This is a genomic window from Lachnoclostridium sp. An118 (genome assembly GCF_002160985.1).
In the GTDB taxonomy this organism is placed as follows: Bacteria; Bacillota; Clostridia; order Lachnospirales; family Lachnospiraceae; genus Claveliimonas; species Claveliimonas stercoravium.
Genome location: NZ_NFLQ01000019.1, coordinates 1 through 17,360 on the forward strand (window position 1 = coordinate 1; position 17,360 = coordinate 17,360).

Sequence of the window (17,360 nt, forward strand, 5' to 3'; positions counted from 1 at the left end):
AAGTGCTTCGCTCGACTTGCATGTGTTAAGCACGCCGCCAGCGTTCATCCTGAGCCAGGATCAAACTCTCGCATAAAGGACTTAGGCTTGGTCTTTTCAAGCCTTAGTCCGCTTGCGCTTCCCGATGACTTGGCGAGCCTTTAGGGGCGAGCCTAGTATCGCGGAAGCTTCCTTTCGTTCAATCTCGGTCCAGGAAAACTACTAGCTTTCCTATCCCGTTATTTACTGTTGGCATCAGACCTTCGCTTTCGCTCGGTCCGATTTCCGTTCTGAATATTTCTCTTAGAAATTTTCAGGGTCGTTGTCTATTGTTCAGTTATCAAGGTTCTTTGTTCTGTTTTCGCATCTCAGCGACAACTTCTATATCTTATCATGTCGCTTCCGATTTGTCAACAACTTTTTTAACTTTTTTCTTCTTTCTTTTTTAGAAGAGTTTTTTGCCGACAGCATCAGACTGCACTCCCGTGCTCTTATCGCGCTGCTCTCATCCGGCAAAAAATCCACCCTCTTGCGTGGTGGATTTTTATAATATCATCATAACTCTGTGGTGTCAATGCTTTTTTTCATTTTTTCTTTTATTTAAATGAGACCGCCATTTTCAAGACCGGATTGTATTCGTATATCACACGCAGGATATCATTCCCCTGTATCACATCATAGGCTTCACGTCCAAAGGATGTGGTATAAAGCATGGTGATGAGCATAAAGAGTATCCACACGATGATGAGGCCGCCGGCAGCGCCCAGCAGAGCTCCGCCGAGCCGATTGAAAAATCCCAGCACAGGAAGGTTGGCCACGATATCCAGTGCGAATATGACCGCACGCATCACCACCGTAATGACCACAAATGTCAGGATAAAGGAAAGGATATTGATGATGAGCCTCGTGGCATACGCAGAGATATACTGGATAAAATTATCCACCCCCAGCTCATCGTAGGTCTCACTGTTATTATTATTGAGGAGGAGCGCCTTGAACACCCCCGGAATATCCGCCCCCTCGATGGCCGCTATCTGGGTGTCCCGGGGTATCTCCACATCTTCCAGTATACTTTCCGCCTCACTGCTGCCCTGCAGGCCATCCAGAAGGCTGCTGGATATACCATACTGAGCCAGCTCGTCACTGGTGACATTTCCATTCACGATGTCCTCCACCGTGATGCCCGCCGCATTCAGCTGGGCCTCTGTGATCCCTGCAGATTCCAGGACACGCCTGACGTTTTCCACAGTAAGGCCGCTCCCGCCTTCCCCTTCGTCTCCCTGGAGGACAGAGGAAGCCATTCCCATGATGGACTGCTCCGCCTGACTCTCGATCATCTCATCCAGAGGGGTGACTGCCATGATGCCCTGGCTCACATAGGGAGTCAGGAAAAACACCAGAATAAATGTAACGATAGTGGCCGCCAGCGAGACAGCAATCTTAACCGCTCCCCTGTACAACCCCACAACTACGCATATAAGGAAGATCAATCCCGTTGCTATGATTACCCAATTCATGTTTTCTCCTTACTTGACAAACCGGACGACTTCCATCCCGTTTGCATTCATCACTATGTATTTATTGACTCCAAAGACAGGGAACATTTCCAGGATAGGGTCGTCCATTTCCCCCTCGAATCTGTGGATGCCCGCTCTGGTAAACACGCTGCACTGTGTCCCCCCATACATGATCACCTGCATGCCGCATATTTTTACGTTGGAGTATTCCCCGGTAAATTTCTCCGACATGACCATACTGCCGCCGCGGTTGTAGAGGCGCAGCTCATAGCCGGCCTCCCCCTCGTTTTTCAGCACCAGTCCGATGTAGGAGGAGCTGTAAGAGACACTTTTGACCTCCTTGTCCAGCTCAATGGTCTTCTGGAGAGCAGGCGTGTCCTGTCCACGGTAGATCAGGAGCCTGTCATTTCCCACAACCGCGGAGGTGTCCTGATCCATAAAAAAGACCGCAGGCGCTACCATGTCTTCATAGCTGTCTGTCAGCACCTCATAGTTTTCCGCCTGGGCACCCGCCTCTCCAAAATTGTAATAGTAAATATTCGAGACAGTCTGTCCGTTCTGCACTGTCATGTAGGACACCAGCAGAAGCTCGCCATTTTCAGAAAGACTGATATCCAGAGGATACCCGTTCCCCGTCATCGCAGTGTCCAGCTCCGACAGTATATTTCCCGCCGCATCGTAACAGACGATCCGCGGGTCACTGTCTCCGCTCAGCACGGCCGCCACGACTCCCTGGGAAGACACAACCGCTTTTTCTATCGGAAGCGTGGTCTCTATCTCTCCTTTCAGTCCCTCCTCGTCCACCACGATCATGTTGTTTCCGCCTTTGTCCGCCACCACTGCGGAATTTCCAAATCCATAGACCACAGGGTTCTCCATCTGATAAGACTGGTTCCACACCTCCTCGCCCTTCTGGTCCATCAGGACAATGCCGTCCCGGCTGTACTTGAGCACGCCGCTCCCAAACTGCCGGTAGCTGCTGTTCCCTGCATCTTCCATCCCATATATGTCTATCGTCCGAACGGAAGTGTATGTCTGCAGATTTATAAATAAAAACACACCTACCAGGACGAGGATAACCGCCCCCGCCGTGATGGCCACTCTGCGCCGGGTCTTCCTTCTGTAATCCCGCACCTGCGCATCCAGCTCCTGCATGGTGGGATCAGAAACCGGCTCTCCCGGCTGCTGCCCGGACTCCTCTTTCCTCTCCCGCACAATGCGGAATCTGTCTCTTATCTTTTGCTTCATACATCAACCTCTTTTTCTTCTACACTTTGCTGTCCACGTGGTCCTATTATATACCACACCGGCACCAGTTCTCAAGTGGCAATCCGGGAACCGCACCTGCGCTCAGGTCAGGGGAGCAGAAGCTTCTGGCCGATGAATATCAGGTTGCCGTCTGTCAGACCATTCATTTTGCAGATGGCCTCCGCCTCATCCGTGGTCCCGTAAAGCTTCAGGCTGATCTTATCCAGGGTGTCGCCTCTCTGCACCGTATAGTATTCCTCGCCGCTCTCCCCCTCCTCGATGACCGGTGTGCTATCCTCTCCGCCGGAGGTACCGGCGGCATCGGAGGAGGTGTCAGAGACGTCCGCGTCAGGGGCGGATGCGTCAGAGACCGCGCCCGTCTCAGCCGACGGCTGCTCTGCCTGGGGATCCACAGAGATGTCACCCTCCGACGGCTCACCGTCTCCTCCCTGCACAGATTTGGACAAGGTCTCTATGGAGGACTGCACTGAGTTCATTTTGTCATAATTATTCATGGCCGAGATACCGATAGCCAGCACGACAACTACCAGCAGGACGCTTGTCAGGTACACAAGATGAGAGCTGTTCCTCTGCTCCTGCGCCTCCAGCTTTTCCTTTACTGCAGAACGAAAATTCTTTGCAGCTCGATCCTCAACCACTTCACTGGGAGAAACGCCGATCTGTTTGCGTGTATTTATCATATAATTCTGCATGTCGGGATTTTTTTCATAAAATATATAATATCCTCCCATCTGCATGAGGTCGTGGTATTTATAGGCAAAATAGATCTCCTCATCCTCCTCGGGATGCTTCATGATGAATATGCTGTTTTTTTTCAGGCCCAGCTTCTCATGGAGCTGTACCATGCTGCCGCTGAGCACAAGGGGTCTGCCGGGCGCTGCCAGAGCCCACCCCACCAGGTCCCGGCCCGGAAAATACTCAGCGCACTCTCTTTGCGCGCTCTCACTGACCCCGTCGCCAATGCAGATTTCCCCGTTCTCCTCCGACACCCCCTCGATGCGGACGGCCCCGGTTATATATACGCATTCCTGTCCTTCCACCACTGCGTTCTCCCCCAGCAGCAGCGCGCCCTCGGGCTCCTCCTTTGCCTGAGCCCTGAGCTGGTCCAGGTAGGTGTCCACATAATCCTCCACATATATCTTGGGAGTATCTGAGACATTTCCTACCTGCCTTACATTTTTGGGAAATTTTCTTTCCATATACTCTCACCTCACTGGATATTTTTGCTTATCATAGCACAGGAGTTTTGCGCATTTTAGCAATCGGTGGGGCTTGTCCGTGGAAATTTACGTTATTTTTCTCCCGTCTTCGACGCTTTCGGACCGCTTCTGTTTTCTCGCGCGCCGGAGCATGTCTATATATAGAAAAAGAGCCGGCACATCTGCCAGCTCTTCTCCTGTGGATCCTCGTTCTCTATTTCAGGAACTCTTTTACTTTGGTGTAAATGCTTTCGCTGTCCAGGCCGTATTTCTTGATAAGCTCTACAGCCGGACCGGACTCGCCAAAGGTGTCGTTGATGCCGATCTTCATCACCTTTGCGGGTGCTTTCTCAGCTACCACATCGCAGACAGCGCTCCCGAGACCGCCGATGACGGAGTGCTCCTCCACTGTCACGATCTTTCCTGTCTTGGCGGCGGCCTTGATCACAGCCTCCTCGTCCAGGGGTTTGATGGTGTGGATGTTGATGACCTCTGCGCTGATACCGTCTGCCGCCAGCTTCTCAGCCGCCGCCAGGGACTCGGATACAGGAAGACCTGTAGCAATGATGGTCACATCCGTTCCTTCCCGCAGTGTCACAGCTTTTCCAAGCTCGAATTTATAATCCGGGTTGTCGTTGATCACCGGAACAGCCAGTCTGCCGAAGCGCAGATACACTGGTCCCTGATGCTCGTAGGCAGCCTCCACCGCGGCTTTCGCCTCCACGTCGTCGGATGGATTGATGACTACCATTCCCGGGATGGTCCTCATAAGAGCGATGTCCTCGTTGCACTGATGGGTGGCACCGTCCTCACCCACAGAGATACCCGCGTGGGTAGCTCCGATCTTTACGTTCAGTTTGGGATAGCCGATGGAGTTGCGGACCTGCTCAAAGGCGCGGCCTGCCGCAAACATGGCAAAGGAGCTGGCAAAGGGGACCTTGCCTGTGGTGGCGATCCCAGCCGCCACGCCCATCATATTGGACTCAGCGATACCGCAGTCAATATGGCGCTCCGGAAAAGCCTTCTTGAAGGTGCCTGTCTTGGTGGCGTTCGCCAGGTCAGCGTCCAGGACAACTACATCCTCGTGTTTCTTTCCTAACTCTACCAAAGCATTACCGTAGCTTTCTCTTGTTGCGATCTTCTTTACATCTGACATAATGCTTCACCTGCCTTTTCTAATTCTTCCATAGCTGTCTTGTACTGCTCGTCGTTGGGAGCGGTCCCGTGCCAGGATGCCTGGTTCTCCATGAAGGATACGCCTTTGCCCTTCACCGTCTTCGCGATGATGGCTGTGGGCTGTCCCTTCACTGTCTTTGCCTCCTTGAAGGCAGCATCGATGGCGTCAAAGTCATGTCCGTCTATGTTGATCACATGGAAGTTAAACGCCTCAAACTTCTTGTCGATAGGATAAGGTGAGTTTACCTCTGTGATAGCCCCGTCGATCTGGAGATTGTTGTTGTCCACGATCACCACAAGGTTGTCCAGTTTTCTGTGGGCTGCCAGCATGGATGCCTCCCACACCTGTCCCTCCTGTATCTCGCCGTCTCCGAGCAGCGTGTATACCCGGTAATCATCGCCGGACAGTTTAGCGGAGATAGCCATTCCAACTGCCGCAGAGATGCCCTGTCCAAGAGAGCCGGAGGACATGTCCACGCCGGGGATGTGCTTCATATCCGGATGGCCCTGCAGGTAGGAGCCTGTGTGGCGCAGGGTAGTCAGGTCCTCCACCGGGAAGAATCCCCTGTTGGCAAGAGCCGCATAGTATCCCGGAGCCGTGTGTCCCTTGGAGAGGACAAAACGGTCTCTGTCCGCTTTTTTGGGGTCCTTGGGGTCGATGTTCAGTTCTTCAAAATAAAGATAGGTAAAAATGTCTGCTGCTGACAGAGATCCGCCCGGATGACCGGACTTTGCACTGTGGGTGGCTGTGATGACACCCTTGCGGACCTCGTTTGCAGTCTTCATAAGTTCTAATTTGTTCATGAAAAATGCCTCCTGGTGTTTATGGTTTCTTTACGTACTTGCGCTCCTGTTACTCCCCGAAAACTGCCTTGTAGTCTTCCTGGAATTTGATGATACCCGCATCTGTCAGAGGATGCTTTGTCATCTTCTCGATCACCCCGTAGGGAACCGTGGCAATATCCGCACCTGCCAGAGCGCAGTCTGTCACATGCATGGGATTGCGGATGCTTGCCGCGATGATCTGTGTGTCGATATCTCCGGCGACAGCGAAAATCTCGGCAATCTCACGGATCAGGTCCACGCCTCTCACAGAGATGTCGTCAAGACGGCCCAGGAAAGGAGATACATATGTAGCTCCTGCCCTTGCAGCCAGGAGCGCCTGGTTGGCTGTGAAGATCAGGGTCACATTTGTCTTGATGCCCTCGGACGTGAGCTGTTTGCAGGCTTTGAGTCCCTCCACAGTCATAGGGATCTTAACGACCATGTTGGGGTGGATCTTCGCGATCTCACGGCCCTCTTTTATCATGCCCTCAGCGTCTGTGGTGGTCGCCTTCACCTCGCCGCTGATAGGTCCGTCCACGATAGACGCGATCTCGGCAATGACTTCCTCGAACACCCGGCCCTCCTTCGCGATCAGTGACGGGTTGGTCGTAACTCCGCAGATAACGCCCATATCATTTGCCTTTTTAATGTCTTCCACCTTGGCTGTGTCGATAAAAAACTTCATTTTTCTTCCTCCTTGATCTGTTGAACATCTGGCCTTAGCCCATTTGTCTAAATTATATCGCATACAAAAGGGGCTGGTCAATAGGAGTTCTTCTTATTAATAATTCAATTCGTTAATAAGATAAGATTATTAGTTCCACTTTTCTATATTTCATGTTAAATCCGTGTTAACATGCATGAAAACAGCCTTTTTTCAGGTTTCTCCCACGCGGGGAACGGCAAGCCCATCTCTTTTATTATTAATAAATCCCAAAAATACATTAATTTTTCTTTTTTCTGCCCTTGATCCCGCTCTTCGGGTAGGATGTCGTGCCCCGGACGATGAGCTTCGGCTCATACTCCACATGGTAGGTGCTGATGGGCTCTACCTCGGTGTATTTTTCCCTCCGGGAGTCAATCTTCTTCATGATGATGTCGCAGGCATCCCGCCCCTTGAAGATCACAAAGTGCTCGATGGTGGTGAGGGACATCTTATGCATGCTGGCGAACAGTGTATTGTCGCAGCCCATGACAGACACATCCCCCGGCACCTTCAGCTTCGCCTCCTGGAGCGCGTCCAGGATACCGAAGGCGATCATATCATTCAGGCCCACGATAGCCGTCACATCCCGCTGCTCCTCCAGGAGCTCCCTTGTAAGATCGTAGCCAATCTTGTACTCCGAGTCAATATGAGCAATATCGAGGTCTATTTCCTCGTCCGCCGCCTTGATGACCACCTGGTCCTTAAGGCCGGCCTTCTCAAACTCCTTCAGGAACCCCTCCACCCGCTTGGACCTCTGCTTCTGGCGAACGGTCAACGGAGGCGCTATATAAGCAACTTTTCTGTGTCCCAGCTCCAGCAGATGGCGGGCCATGATCCTGCCCAGCTTGGAATTGTCCAGCTCCACCGCATCCACGTTCAGGTGCTCGTTCTGGTTATTGACAATGACCACCGGTATCTCGTCCGCCAGCTTCTCCACCATGTCCATGAAGCAGTGGCTGGGATTGCATGTATAGATGATCCCCACCGGATGGAGCTCGTTCATCATCTTCAGATAGCGCTCCTCCATTCGCAGGTCCCTCTGTGTGTTGCAGACAAAGAGACCGTACCCCTGCTCCTTGGCCCGCAGCTCAATGCCCTGCAGGAGCATGACATAGTAGGGGTTTGTGAGATTAGAACAAAAGACCACCAGGAGTTTTTCCCGGCGGCTTTCTTTTCGCATTTTCCGTTTGGGCAGAACATAGCCCAGCTCCTTGGCAGCCTCCTCCACCTTCCTCACCGTCTCCTTGGAGAAGGACACATTGTATTTCCGGTTCAGCACCATGGAGACAGTGGCCTGGGACACGCCTGCTGCCCGGGCAATGTCTGTAGAAGTCACTTTTTTCTTTCCTGCCATCCTCTATATCTCCGTTCTTCCTTCCAAAGCCCGAAGGAGAGTCACTTCGTCTATATACTCCAGGTCTCCCCCCACAGGCACGCCGCTTGCAATGCGGCTCACCCTGATCCCCGCAGGCTTGATCAGCTTGCTGATATACATGGCTGTAGTCTCTCCCTCCAGGCTGGAGTTCGTGGCTATGATGACCTCGTCCACATCCCCCCTCAGGCGCTCCATCAGCTCCTTCAGGCGGATGTCTCCGGGACCGATCCCCAGCATGGGAGAGATAGCCCCATGGAGCACATGATAGACTCCGTTATACTTTCCTGTCTTCTCGTAGGCGGCCAGGTCCCTGGGCGTCTCCACCACCATGATGGTCCCGTGGTCCCGGTCCGGGTTGGCGCAGATGGGGCAGACCTCCCGGTCTGTCAGCGTGCAGCACTGGGCGCAGTAGCGCACATTGTCCCTGGCCTCCACAATGGACTGCGCAAGCTCATGGACCTGCTCCTTTGGCATGCTGATGAGATGGAAAGCCAACCTCTGGGCTGACTTTGGCCCGATCCCCGGCAGCCTGGAAAACTGTTCGATGAGACGGCTTATCTGACTGCTGTAGTAATCCATTCTGTTTCACCGCCGCTTCTGTCCTAGAACAGGCCCGGCATCCCGCCGCCCATTCCTCCTGTAAATTTGGACATGCCGGCCGCTGATTCCTGGTCCACCTTCTCAAGGGCCTCGTTCACCGCCGCCACGATCATATCCTCCAGCATCTCCACATCATCCGGGTCCACTGCCTCTTCGTCCAGTTTTACCTTCAGCACCTTCTTGGCGCCGGACACGGTGACCTCCACCGCTCCTCCTCCGGCTGTGGCGGAGAACTCCTTCGTCTCCATCTCCTTTGCCTGCTCTTCCATCTGGCGCTGCATCTTCTGCGCCTGCTTCATGAGATTCGCCATATTTCCGGGCATTCCCCCCGGAAATCCTCCACGTCTTGCCATGATCTTTCTCCTCCATCTTCTATACTCAATCTTCTATCGTGATATCCATGTGGATCAGCTTCTCGATATCCACAAAGCTGTCCTCGAAGCGTCTGCCCTCCTCCACCTGGCGGACATCCACCTCCATCTGTTTGCCGGTCTTCTCTGCGATAAGCCGCTCGATCTCCTCCCTGTGCTCCGGCTTTGCCACAAAGGCCGCGCTCACCTCGTCCTCCAGAACAATGAGGAGATGGTCATTCTCCCCCGCACTCAGGCGCGCTTTTTTCAGATAGCCCCGCAGCATGGGCGATGCCTCCTGGGCTATTCCCCGGAAATCCGCCGCCACTGCCTTCACATCCTCGCTGAGCGCCTTTGGAAGCTCCGGCGCGGGCACAGGCCCGGCCTCCTCCTCTCTCACCACCCGGACCGTCTGTCCGGCCGGAGCGGACACCCCCGTCTCCTCCAGCCTTCGCACCTCATCCTCCAGCGCCCGTATCCGGGAGAGAAGGGTGTCCTGGCTGGTCTCCATCTGGGGACGGCACAGCTTGATGAACGTCACCTCCAGGAGTACTCTCTTCTGAGCTGCGTATTTCAGCTTTCCTGTGAGTTCCGAAAAGATACGGATATAGCGTATCAGCTCATCCGTCTCTATCATCCCGGACTCCTCTTTGATCCTGGCCAGGTTCTCCGTGGACACATCCAGCACATCCTCCATCTCCTCCGAACTTTTCACCAGGAGAAGGTTCCGCAGATACCAGGTAAAGTCCGCCGCCATCTGGGACAGCTCACGCCCCTGCATGACCAGCTCATCCACGGTCTCGATGACCTTTTTCACGTCCCGCTCCAGCAGCTCACGCAGCAGACGGCTGAACACGTCCGCATCCACCGCGCCCAGCACTTCCAGGACATTGTCGTAGGTGAGACGCTGACCGATATAAAAGGCTGTGCACTGGTCAAGAAGGCTCAGGGCATCTCTCATGGAGCCGTCAGCCATCCTGGCGATATAGCGCACCGCCTTGTCCTCTACATCCAGGTCCTCTTTTCCGATCAGCTCACGAAGCCTTTCGGAAATAGTCTCTATGGAAATCCTCTTGAAGTCATACCGCTGGCACCTGCTCAGGATGGTCACCGGTATCTTGTGGGCCTCTGTCGTTGCCAGGATAAAAATGACGTACTCCGGCGGCTCCTCCAGCGTTTTCAGGAGTGCGTTGAAGGCTCCTATAGACAGCATGTGCACCTCATCGATGATGTAGACCTTATACCTCCCTTCCGTGGGGCGGTAGGCCACCTCCTCCCGGATTTCCCGGATGTTGTCCACACCGTTGTTGGAAGCCGCGTCGATCTCTATCACGTTCATGGAAGTGCCGGCCGCTATGGACCGGCACATGTCACACTCGCCGCAGGGGCTTCCCTCCACCGGGTGCTGGCAGTTGACCGCCTTTGCGAAAATCTTCGCCACTGTTGTCTTTCCGGTCCCCCTTGTCCCACAGAAGAGATAGGCATGTCCGATCCTGTCTGTCTGTATCTGGTTCTTTAATGTAGTTACGATCGCATCCTGCCCTTTGACATCCTCAAACTCACCGGGACGGAATTTCCGGTATAATGCCGTGTAGCTCATCTGCCGCACTCCTTCTTATCCTTTTTCTTTCTGTCTGTCATGCGCATCCTCTTATTTGTCGCCAAAGCTGATGCCCGTCATCCTGGCCTCCTGGATGATGCCGGCCTCCGGGTCCACACATTTCAGCTTTCCTGCCACTTCCGCAAGAGGCACTTTCGTGATCTCGCCGCTCTTTATCGCCATCATATAGCCGAAATCTCCCTCCAGGATATGCTCCGCGGCAGCAGCTCCCAATCTGGTGGCCAGCACTCTGTCGTAGGGGCAGGGCGAACCGCCTCTCTGGGTGTGGCCCGGCACGGTGATCCTAACCTCCTGGTCCATCTTCTTCTGGATGCGCTCCGCGATCTCATAGGCCACAGAGGGATAATTCTCCTTCGCCTTCTTGGCCTTCAGCTCCTTTTTGGAGAGCTTTGCGTCATCCTTGGAGATAGCTCCCTCCGCCACGGCGATGATGGTAAAATGTTTGCCCTCGGCCGCCCTCTTCTTGATGGCCTCCACCACGACCTTGATATCGTAGGGGATCTCCGGGAGAAGGATGATATCCGCCCCGCCGGCGATACCTGCGTGGAGAGTCACCCAGCCCACCTTGTGGCCCATGACCTCCACGATAAACACGCGGCTGTGAGACGTGGCCGTGGTGTGGATCCTGTCGATGGTATCTGTGGCTATATCCACGGCACTCTGGAAGCCGAAGGTCATATCAGTTCCCCAGAGGTCATTGTCAATGGTCTTGGGAAGAGTGATGATGTTCAGCCCCTCCTCCCTGAGCAGATTAGCCGTCTTGTGGGTCCCGTTCCCTCCCAGGATCACAAGGCAGTCCAGATTCAGCTTGTGGTAAGTGTGCTTCATGGCCTCCACCTTGTCAAGCCCGTTCTCATCCGGCACACGCATCAGCTTAAAGGGCTGCCTGGAGGTTCCAAGGATAGTCCCTCCCCTTGTCAGGATCCCGGAAAAATCTCTGGAAGTCAGCATCTGAAAGTTCGAGTATATCAGTCCTTTATAGCCATCTTTAAATCCGTAGATCTCAACGTCATCCCTCTTTGAGCAAACTCCTTTTACAACCCCGCGCATGGCAGCGTTCAGCGCCTGGCAGTCTCCTCCGCTGGTAAGCATCCCAATCCGTAACATAATCCGGTCGCTCCTTTCCTTCTTTGATATTTCCAGTTAAGTATACCCTATTTTTAAAAACAGCACAAGAAAAACCGGGCGCAGTCCTCCCTCCTCCCTTTACGTTCCGAAAAAAAACGAGTATACTGTTAACGGAACGCCCTGCGTTTCCGGAAATCAAACAGAAAGCTGGTAACGAACCTATGGATAAACTGGACATCAAACTCTGGTCCCTGGCCGCCAAAGGCGAGATCGTCCCGGACAGGTCCCTTCTGAAGACCCCGGAACAGATAAGGGAGATCAGAAGGAGCGCCGACCTGAACACGGCGGTTCTGGACCATGTGGCCGCCCACATAAAGGCGGGCATGAGCACCGCCGAGATAGACAGGCTGGTGTACGACTACACCGTCTCTCACGGAGGCATCCCCGCCCCGCTGGACTACGAGGGCTTCCCGAAGAGCGTGTGCACCTCCATCAACAATGTGGTCTGCCACGGCATACCGGATGAAAACGAGATCCTCCGGGAGGGGGACATCATCAACGTGGATGTCTCTACTATATTAAATGGCTATTTCTCCGATGCCTCCCGCATGTTCACCATCGGGGAGATCACTCCCCGGGCAGAGAAGCTTGTCCGGGTCACGAGAGAGTGCGTGGAGCTGGGACTTGCCGCCGCTAAGCCCTGGGGCCACTTAGGCGATATCGCCTGGGCCATCAATTCCCACGCACAGGCCAACGGCTACTCTGTGGTGGAGGACATCGGCGGCCACGGCATCGGCCTGGAGTTCCACGAGGAACCCTTCGTCAGCTACGTCACGCCCAAGGGAAGCGAGATGGTCCTGGTGCCCGGCATGATGTTCACCATCGAGCCCATGATCAACGAGGGGAGTCCGGACTTTTTCATCGACGAGGAGAACGGCTGGACTGTCTACACCATCGACGACGGCCTGTCCGCCCAGGTAGAGTACATGGTGCTTGTCACCGAGACCGGCGTGGAGGTCCTGACAAAATAAAAAAAGCAAAACAAAAAGGACTGTGCAGGTGCATAGTCCTTTTTTGCTGAGCTGTATGTCTTTCCGCCGCATGTATAATAACCACGCCGTGGCCATTATATCATAGTTACCAGTTTGAACAGGAAGTTTGCCGCCACACCGGCGCACAGGCCGCCGATGGTATGGCTGATGACCGCCTTTCCCGTCATGTGCGGGCACTTCAGGGCTGACATCATTCCCACATGTGTGCTCAGGTAGCCGCTCCAGCACATACACATAGCTGTAAACACCGCGATGTCATTTGCATGGACAGATCCTGCGGACACCATGTCCGGCACAAGGCCGATGGCTGCTCCCGCCGCTCCCAGGGCCGTAACCGGCACTGCCACGGCAGAGGCGGAGGAGAACCCGAACAGCGGAGTCAGGATGAAGTCGATCTTCTCTCCCAGCCAGGGAAGGAGTGCCACTCCCTCGTAGGCTGCTCCTGTATATGTACCGTCGGCAGAAGGGCCGTTGGTAAGCATCATCACGATCGTGCAGATGACCAGGACGCCGGGGATGATGGCCATACCTACATCCACACCGTTCTTTCCGCCGTCCAGCAGGGACTCCAGGAGTCTTCCTCCCACGCTGCCGCCTCGTACCTGACGCTTGTTGAGGAGGTCGTCAATGGACTCTCCCTCCGCCTCCGGCATGCAGTACTCTGTCACACCGAATTCCTTTTTTGTAAAGAGCATCATGATCCGCACGCTGATGATACTTCCGATGATAGCGCCCACATTTCCGATGAGGGCCGCCATTCCCACATTCTCTCCCGGAAGGCTAATGCCCAGCATGAAGGTGGTAACGATAAGTCCCATTCCAAACGCCGTCCCCAGGTTAGTCAGCGCCGGAAGCTGATACTTTTTGAAATACTTCCGGAAATTGGTGTCCTCCGCCAGGCCCAGGATCGCCGGGTTATCTGACAGATACGTGGTCATGATCCCCAGAGAAGCCGCGCCGGGCAGGTCGTACAGCGGCTTCATCAGCGGTGTGATCGCCTTGTTTACAAGCGCGATGACACCAAACTCCGAGAGGGCTCCCGAAACCGCGCCGGCGATGACCGCGATGGCCATGATATTGAATACCGTGTCGATCAGAAGCTGATAGGCTGTGTTCATAAGTGTCTGCATCATGTTGGCTCCGCCCATCACGGCCGCCAGTCCTCCGAAAATGGCAATAAAGACCGCCAGGAAGACAAACGCTTCCAGACTTACTGCTTTTTTAAATTTTTTCTGCATACTTTTCCCCATTTCTTTGTCTCTTTGTTAATTCAAAGACAATCAACTCTTTCCCAATACCATACATTAAATTCACTCCAACTGCAACTTTTTTTCTACTCTCAGTTGATTTTTTTTAATTTTCCACAGATAAAAAAACTTATACCCCTGTTTTCACATCATTTTTTACAAATTTTCTTAATTTTTTTGCAAATTATTATGGAAAGCGCCGCCCAAGAATTATATAATATTGTATATCACAGTAAAGGAGGAGGGCGCATATTATGAAACAGAACAATATGTTAGCCATGATTTTAGCCGGCGGCCGTGGTTCAAGACTGCACGAGCTGACCAATAAGGTTGCCAAGCCTGCCGTTTCATATGGCGGTAAATACAAGATCATCGATTTCCCCATCAGCAATTGTGCCAACAGCGGCATTGATGTAGTCGGAGTCCTCACACAGTATGAGTCCATTCAGCTGAACAGCTATGTGGCAGCGGGACGCCGCTGGGGACTGGATGCGAGGGACAGCGGTGTGTACGTACTCCCGCCCCGTGAGAAAGCGGACGTGGATCTGAACGTCTACAGGGGAACCGCAGACGCCATCTCACAGAATATTGATTTTATAGACTCCTACTCTCCGGAGTACCTTCTCATCCTCTCCGGCGACCACATCTACAAGATGAACTACGCAAAGATGCTGGCCTACCACAAGGAGCATGACGCAGATGCCACCATCGCCGTCATTGAGGTTCCCATGAGAGAGGCGAGCCGCTTCGGCATCATGAACACGGACGAGGAGGGCCGCATCGTGGAATTCCAGGAGAAGCCGGCCGAGCCCAAGAGCAATCTGGCTTCCATGGGTATCTACATCTTCAACTGGAAGCTGCTCCGCAAGATGCTGACGGCCGACATGAAAGATCCGGACTCCAGCCATGACTTCGGCAAGGACATCATACCCGCCATGCTGAACGATGGCAAAAAGCTGGTGGCCTACAAGTTCAAGGGCTACTGGAAGGATGTGGGGACCATCGACTCCCTGTGGGAGGCAAACATGGACCTGCTGGACAAGAACAATGAGCTGGACCTGAATGACTCCACCTGGAAGATATACACGGAGGACGCGGTGGCGCTCCCACAGTACATAGGTCCTGATGCCGAAATCGACAGAGCCTTCATCACGCAGGGCTGTGTCATCGAGGGTTCCGTCAAGAACTCCGTTCTGTTTACCGGGGCAAGAGTGGGCGCAGGCGCGAAGATCATCGACAGCGTGCTCATGCCGGGCGCGGAGGTTGCGGAAGGTGCTGTTGTCCAGCGCGCTCTCGTAGCTGACAACGTAAAGATTGGAAAAGAGGCACAGGTCGGCAGCGCTGACAGTGAGCATATCGAGCTGGTCTCCAAACGCGTAAAGGGGGTTGAGTAATATGGCGAAAGCATTAGGTATTGTAAACTTTTCCGGAAACCACATCTGGGTAGAGGGGATGCAGGCTTACCGCCCTATCGGCGCCTTCTCCTTCCTGGGACGGTACCGCGTCATCGATTTCCCGATCTCAAATATGAGCAACAGCGGCATTGACCAGATCCAGGTATATATCCGCAGAAAACCCCGTTCTCTGGCAGAGCACCTGGGAACCGGGCGTCACTATAACATTAACTCCAAGCGCGGAAGACTCCACATCCTGTTCTCGGAGACAGGTCTGGAGCACGATATCTACAACAACGATATCGCCGCCTTCCAGGAAAATATGGAATGCATCCGCACTGTAAACTGCGACTATGTGGTCATTGCGCCCAGCTACATGATCTACTCACAGGATTTCAGCGAGCTGCTCCAGACCCACATCGACTCCGAGGCGGACATCACTCTCCTCTATCACTCCACAGACGACGCAAAGGAGCACTTCCTGAACTGCAACACAGTCAATCTGAACAAGCAGAAGGGCGTCCTGTCTCTGGAGATGAACCGGGGCACCGCAAAGAACCGTCACATCTTCATGGACACATATGTGATGTCAAAGGAGCTCTTCATCGACCTGGTGAGCAAGGCTCACAAGACCTCCTCCATGTACAGCCTGGCGGATATCGTGAACGTGGCCTGCGAGGAGCTGGATGTGCGGGGCGTCTCCCACCGGGGATACTTTGCCTCCATCACCGACTTCAAGAGCTATTATGACGCGAACATCTCCCTCATTGACTTCAAGATGGCTCTCAGCCTCTTCGAGGATGAGTGGCCCATCTACACGAGGACCAATGACTCCTGTCCGACCCAGTATTTCGAGGGCTCCAATGTAAAGAATTCTATCGTGTCAAACGGATGCCTCATCGAGGGGACCATCGAGAACTCTGTCATTGGCCGCGGATGCGTCATCAAGAAGGGGGCTGTCGTGAAAAACTGCGTGATCCTTCCCCATGTCATCGTGGACACGGATGTCCACCTGGAGAACATTGTGGCGGACAAGCACGCAAAAATTACTCACGTGAAAGAGGTTGTGGCTGCCCCCAATGAACCGGGATACATCAGAAGAAACGATATCATTTAAAAAGGCATAAAAAAGAAGTCCGTCATCTGTCGGGCTTCTTTTTTCATATCCTGTATCCGCTCTACCCCAGCATCATCCTGTCATTGTCCAGCTCTCCGCCGCTGACCTCCTCGAATTTCTTCAGCAGGTCAGACACATGGAGCTGCCGCTTCTCCTCGCCGGACACATCGTAGATGACGCGTCCCTCGTGCATCATGATGAGGCGGTTGCCATGGGCGATGGCGTCCTTCATGTTGTGGGTGACCATCATGGCTGTGAGCTGGTTCTCCTCGATAATCTTGTCGGAAATCTCCAGCACCTTCTTCGCCGTCTTCGGGTCCAGGGCAGCCGTGTGCTCGTCCAGGAGCAAAAGCTTGGGCTTCTTGATGGCCGCCATGAGAAGGGTCACGGCCTGCCTCTGCCCGCCGGACAAAAGCCCCACCTTGGTGGAGATGCGCTCCTCCAGCCCCAGTCCCAGAGCCGCCAGCTTTTTCTTGAACTCTTCTCTCTCTTTTCTGGAAATCCCCCATCTGAGTCCTCTTCTGTGTCCTCTCCTGGCAGCGATGGCCATGTTCTCCTCAATGGACATGGTGGAGGCGGTGCCGGTCATGGGATCCTGGAACACCCGCCCCAGATAGACGGCTCTCTTGTGCTCCGGCAGCCGGGTAATGTCCACTCCGTCTATGATGATATTCCCCTCGTCCACCAGCCAGCTTCCGGCTATGGCGTTCAGTGTCGTCGATTTCCCGGCTCCGTTCCCGCCGATGATGGTGACAAAGTCTCCCGGGTTCAGGTTCAGGTCCACTCCGTCGAGGGCTTTCTTTTCGTTGATCGTCCCCTTGTTGAATGTCTTGTGGATGTTTTTTATCTCAAGCATGTATCCCAT

At 53.8% G+C, this 17,360-nt stretch carries 16 protein-coding genes and 1 rRNA gene; 3 read left to right on the plus strand and 14 right to left on the minus strand.

What is annotated here, in order from left to right; translation table 11 throughout:
• The 12 genes from B5E62_RS13790 to B5E62_RS13845 all read right to left on the minus strand — a co-directional run.
• Nucleotides 1-76, minus strand: a 16S ribosomal RNA gene (locus B5E62_RS13790); the annotation flags it as partial.
• A gap of 499 nt (nucleotides 77-575) precedes the next feature.
• Complete coding sequence (locus tag B5E62_RS13795) at nucleotides 576-1,496, minus strand: CvpA family protein (RefSeq protein WP_087175115.1); 921 nt, start codon at nucleotides 1,494-1,496, stop codon at nucleotides 576-578.
• A gap of 9 nt (nucleotides 1,497-1,505) precedes the next feature.
• Entirely contained in the window at nucleotides 1,506-2,744 is a 1,239-nt protein-coding gene (locus B5E62_RS13800) for a DUF5711 family protein (RefSeq protein WP_087175116.1), read from the minus strand.
• A gap of 107 nt (nucleotides 2,745-2,851) precedes the next feature.
• Nucleotides 2,852-3,964, minus strand: coding sequence for a LysM peptidoglycan-binding domain-containing protein (locus B5E62_RS13805; protein WP_087175117.1), 1,113 nt, complete (start codon nucleotides 3,962-3,964; stop codon nucleotides 2,852-2,854).
• Between the two features lie 214 nt (nucleotides 3,965-4,178).
• Complete coding sequence (locus B5E62_RS13810; RefSeq protein ID WP_087175118.1) at nucleotides 4,179-5,120, minus strand: transketolase family protein; 942 nt, start codon at nucleotides 5,118-5,120, stop codon at nucleotides 4,179-4,181.
• A complete protein-coding gene (locus tag B5E62_RS13815) occupies nucleotides 5,108-5,944 on the minus strand; it encodes a transketolase (protein WP_087175119.1) in 837 nt (278 codons plus the stop codon). Before B5E62_RS13815 ends, B5E62_RS13810 begins: the two co-directional genes overlap by 13 nt.
• Nucleotides 5,945-5,993: 49 nt before the next feature.
• Entirely contained in the window at nucleotides 5,994-6,650 is a 657-nt protein-coding gene (gene fsa, locus B5E62_RS13820; RefSeq protein WP_087175120.1) for a fructose-6-phosphate aldolase, read from the minus strand.
• A 259-nt stretch (nucleotides 6,651-6,909) separates the two neighbouring features.
• The gene (locus B5E62_RS13825; protein WP_087175121.1) at nucleotides 6,910-8,025 is read right to left on the minus strand and encodes a LacI family DNA-binding transcriptional regulator; all 1,116 of its coding nucleotides are present in this window, start codon (nucleotides 8,023-8,025) and stop codon (nucleotides 6,910-6,912) included.
• Nucleotides 8,026-8,028: 3 nt separating this feature from the next.
• Entirely contained in the window at nucleotides 8,029-8,625 is a 597-nt protein-coding gene (gene recR, locus B5E62_RS13830) for a recombination mediator RecR (RefSeq protein WP_087175122.1), read from the minus strand.
• A gap of 23 nt (nucleotides 8,626-8,648) precedes the next feature.
• On the minus strand, nucleotides 8,649-8,999 hold the full coding sequence (locus B5E62_RS13835; RefSeq protein WP_087175123.1) for a YbaB/EbfC family nucleoid-associated protein: 351 nt from the start codon (nucleotides 8,997-8,999) through the stop codon (nucleotides 8,649-8,651).
• Between the two features lie 25 nt (nucleotides 9,000-9,024).
• Nucleotides 9,025-10,596: a DNA polymerase III subunit gamma/tau gene (dnaX, locus tag B5E62_RS13840; RefSeq protein WP_087175124.1), complete on the minus strand. Its 1,572-nt coding sequence runs from the start codon at nucleotides 10,594-10,596 to the stop codon at nucleotides 9,025-9,027.
• A 51-nt stretch (nucleotides 10,597-10,647) separates the two neighbouring features.
• Nucleotides 10,648-11,724: a 6-phosphofructokinase gene (locus tag B5E62_RS13845; RefSeq protein WP_087175125.1), complete on the minus strand. Its 1,077-nt coding sequence runs from the start codon at nucleotides 11,722-11,724 to the stop codon at nucleotides 10,648-10,650.
• A 182-nt stretch (nucleotides 11,725-11,906) separates the two neighbouring features.
• Here B5E62_RS13845 and map point away from each other — a divergent pair, with 182 nt between their 5' ends.
• Nucleotides 11,907-12,716, plus strand: coding sequence for a type I methionyl aminopeptidase (gene map, locus B5E62_RS13850; RefSeq protein ID WP_083582579.1), 810 nt, complete (start codon nucleotides 11,907-11,909; stop codon nucleotides 12,714-12,716).
• A gap of 95 nt (nucleotides 12,717-12,811) precedes the next feature.
• On the opposite strand, the gene B5E62_RS13855 is transcribed toward map, so the two are convergent.
• On the minus strand, nucleotides 12,812-13,975 hold the full coding sequence (locus B5E62_RS13855; RefSeq protein ID WP_162610318.1) for a CD0519/CD1768 family membrane protein: 1,164 nt from the start codon (nucleotides 13,973-13,975) through the stop codon (nucleotides 12,812-12,814).
• A 263-nt stretch (nucleotides 13,976-14,238) separates the two neighbouring features.
• On the opposite strand from B5E62_RS13855, the gene B5E62_RS13860 reads away from it, so the two are divergent.
• Both B5E62_RS13860 and glgD read left to right on the plus strand, forming a co-directional pair.
• Entirely contained in the window at nucleotides 14,239-15,378 is a 1,140-nt protein-coding gene (locus tag B5E62_RS13860) for a glucose-1-phosphate adenylyltransferase (RefSeq protein ID WP_076779633.1), read from the plus strand.
• Nucleotide 15,379: 1 nt separating this feature from the next.
• The gene (gene glgD / locus B5E62_RS13865) at nucleotides 15,380-16,495 is read left to right on the plus strand and encodes a glucose-1-phosphate adenylyltransferase subunit GlgD (RefSeq protein WP_087175127.1); all 1,116 of its coding nucleotides are present in this window, start codon (nucleotides 15,380-15,382) and stop codon (nucleotides 16,493-16,495) included.
• A 61-nt stretch (nucleotides 16,496-16,556) separates the two neighbouring features.
• Here glgD and B5E62_RS13870 read toward each other — a convergent pair whose 3' ends face one another.
• Entirely contained in the window at nucleotides 16,557-17,351 is a 795-nt protein-coding gene (locus B5E62_RS13870; protein ID WP_173829268.1) for an ABC transporter ATP-binding protein, read from the minus strand.
• Nucleotides 17,352-17,360 lie beyond the last annotated feature (9 nt).